Annotated in this window: 3 protein-coding genes; 1 reads left to right on the forward strand and 2 read right to left on the reverse strand. The window is 64.1% G+C overall.

The genetic code is table 11. From position 1 onward, the window contains the following. Nucleotides 1–1161 precede the first annotated feature (1161 nt). The gene (locus tag ABGB08_RS54355; RefSeq protein WP_347608389.1) at nucleotides 1162–1326 is read right to left on the reverse strand and encodes a hypothetical protein; all 165 of its coding nucleotides are present in this window, start codon (nucleotides 1324–1326) and stop codon (nucleotides 1162–1164) included. 4 nt (nucleotides 1327–1330) lie between these two features. On the opposite strand from ABGB08_RS54355, the gene ABGB08_RS54360 reads away from it, so the two are divergent. Further along, nucleotides 1331–1621 (forward strand): tyrosine-type recombinase/integrase, encoded by a 291-nt coding sequence (locus ABGB08_RS54360; RefSeq protein ID WP_347608392.1) that lies wholly within the window; start codon nucleotides 1331–1333, stop codon nucleotides 1619–1621. A 332-nt stretch (nucleotides 1622–1953) separates the two neighbouring features. Here ABGB08_RS54360 and ABGB08_RS54365 read toward each other — a convergent pair whose 3' ends face one another. Then, nucleotides 1954–2265 carry a DUF4259 domain-containing protein gene (locus tag ABGB08_RS54365; RefSeq protein ID WP_347608395.1) on the reverse strand — a complete coding sequence of 104 codons (312 nt, stop codon included), beginning with the start codon at nucleotides 2263–2265 and terminating at the stop codon, nucleotides 1954–1956. Nucleotides 2266–2358 lie beyond the last annotated feature (93 nt).

Consider the following 2358-nt stretch of genomic DNA (forward strand, 5'->3'; position numbering starts at 1 on the left):
GCTTTCCCGCCATGCTCTTGTCCCCTCCCGGTTTCCCGTTCAGGTAAGGCGGGTGGCCCAGAGGTCACCTCCTCCCGAACCTCTGCCCCCTGCGGGGGCGATCTGGCGCCGAGTTAGACGGCGCACATTCTCACCGCATCCGGCTCTCCACATGTCTTGCCCGGTGGTCAGCTTGTGGCTGCCGGTTCGATGGTCCACGGAGTGGGGCTGGCCGCTCCAGCTCCATACGATCGTTCTGCGGCCTGGTCGCACCGGCCTCGGGGACGCGACTGCGGCAACGATGGGGAGGTTGGGCGTGAAGCTCGGATTTCACTACTGGAACTACTCGACTCCGGACGATCCTGCACAGATAGCCTCGACGCTGGCGGAGACCGCCCGGATCGCCGAGCGGTCGGGGTCTCGTCGTTCAGCGTGATGGATCACTACTTCCAGATGGAGCGTGCCGAGGAGCCGATGCTCGAGGGGGGCCTACACGACGCTCGGGTACGTGGCGGCGCTGACCGAGCGGATGGCGCCTGCAAGGACCTTCCAAGCTTTCCGGCTTGCGCCCGCGTACGTCACTAAGGCTGCGAACGAGGCTTAGGGACGCGTGGTGCGGTCGGATTCGGCGAGGGCACCGAAGATGGCGAGGGCTTTACGGATGGCCTCCTGCGCGGCCGCATGGTCGCCGGCGTTAGGCGCGCAATCTGCTTACGAACCTGCAGGAACATGTCAGTACGCAGACGTGGAAGGTCCTGATCCGTGATCGTGATGCGAAATACACCGCGGCGTGCGAACGATCCTCACCCCGGTGCGGGCGCCGCGAGCGAATGCGATCGCCGAGCGATGGATCTTGAGCCTCTGGCGCGAGTGCCTGGACCGAATACTGATCATCGGGCCACGGCATCTACAGGCCGTCCTGACCGAATACATTGATCATTATAACGACCACCGGCCGCATCGGTCGCTGAATCAAACACCGCCCAACGGGCCAGTAACTTGGCCCACCGGTGATCGATCTGGGCACCTCGCTAGTGCTCCGCCGTGATCGTCTCGGTGGACTGATCCACGAGTATGCCCAGGTCGCATGAGGTGACACGATTCTCGGCTGTGGGGTACGGAAAGTCGAATTGGGCGCTGACCTGCGGGTTCGACATCCGGGCCACTGGTCTTGTGGATCTTCTATGCGGCGCGGTAGTACTCGTTAATGATGCCGCCGAGGATCTTGTGGCGGTTGATTCGGTGCTTGGTGAGATCGGCGGGTTCTGGCGGTGGATCTGGAGGGCAGTGATCCAGGGACCGGTGCGGTCGTTTCCGGTTGTAGTGGTCGACGTAGACGCGCAGCACCGCCGTGCAATGTCACTCACCGAGGATCAGTAGCCGATCTAGGCCTTTTCGGCGGGCGCTGCCCACCCGCCGCTCACAGATCGGTCTGCCGCCGGAGTTCGCGCCGCACTCGCTGCGTGACTTCTTCGCCTCCACCGCGCTGGCGGCGCGCATCCCTATCACCGAGGTCTCCCGCTGGCTCGGTCACCAGAACACCGAGATCACCCATCAGACCTACGGGCACCTTGTTCCGGCCTCGATCGGCCGCGCCCGTGAGATCCTGGACGGGCTCTTCAACAGGCCAGATATGGGGTGAAATGTCGGTGCTGATTCGGTGCTGGCCCGGCCACCCGAAACCTTCGCTGACCTGCGGAAACTGGGTCCTGGCCGACGACCATGCAGATCTTCGAGGGCACCAACCAGATCCAGCGACTGGTCATCAGCCGCGCACTCGCCGCCAACACCGGCGGAACGATCACCACTTCCCGCAGAGAGCGGGACTGATGGACGGAGCCTGGCTGGCGAGCGGGTCACCTGAAGAAGCGGTCGTAGCCGTAGCAGCCCGGCAACGAGATGCGGAACTCCTGGAGCAATTCGCTTCTTCGGGGTACGCGTGAGCGTCAGAGCAAGCTGGTCACCCCTCCGCTGCTAGGAAACCGCGGTCAGGGCGGTGCGCAGTTGCGCTATCACCGCTGCGGCCTCATGGTAAGCGTCGGCCTCCTCCCATAGGTCCCGCCACTCGGAGTGCTCGGCCACCACGCGGTCAAGAGCACGGATCGCCAGTAATGGCAGGTCGTCCCCGATTTCCAACGTCCCGCCTTCGAGGAGGAAGTCCGGCGCGTAGGGCGAAGTAATCGGCTGTCCGCCTCGCTGGGAGGCGATGATCGCCGCAGCCGCGATGGCTTCGACGGCTTCGTCGCTGTCTAAGAGGGCGTCCCATGAGTGAAGTTCGTGGTTGATCGTCGGTTATGCGTCTCGCCAGGTTGGGGTTGTTTCGCCAGTTGCGCGGCGGGCGAGGTTGTCGATCGAGGCGATGCGGATCATGGCGGCGGC

The organism is Acrocarpospora sp. B8E8, from assembly GCF_039871605.1.
GTDB classification, from domain to species: domain Bacteria; phylum Actinomycetota; class Actinomycetes; order Streptosporangiales; family Streptosporangiaceae; genus Acrocarpospora; species Acrocarpospora macrocephala.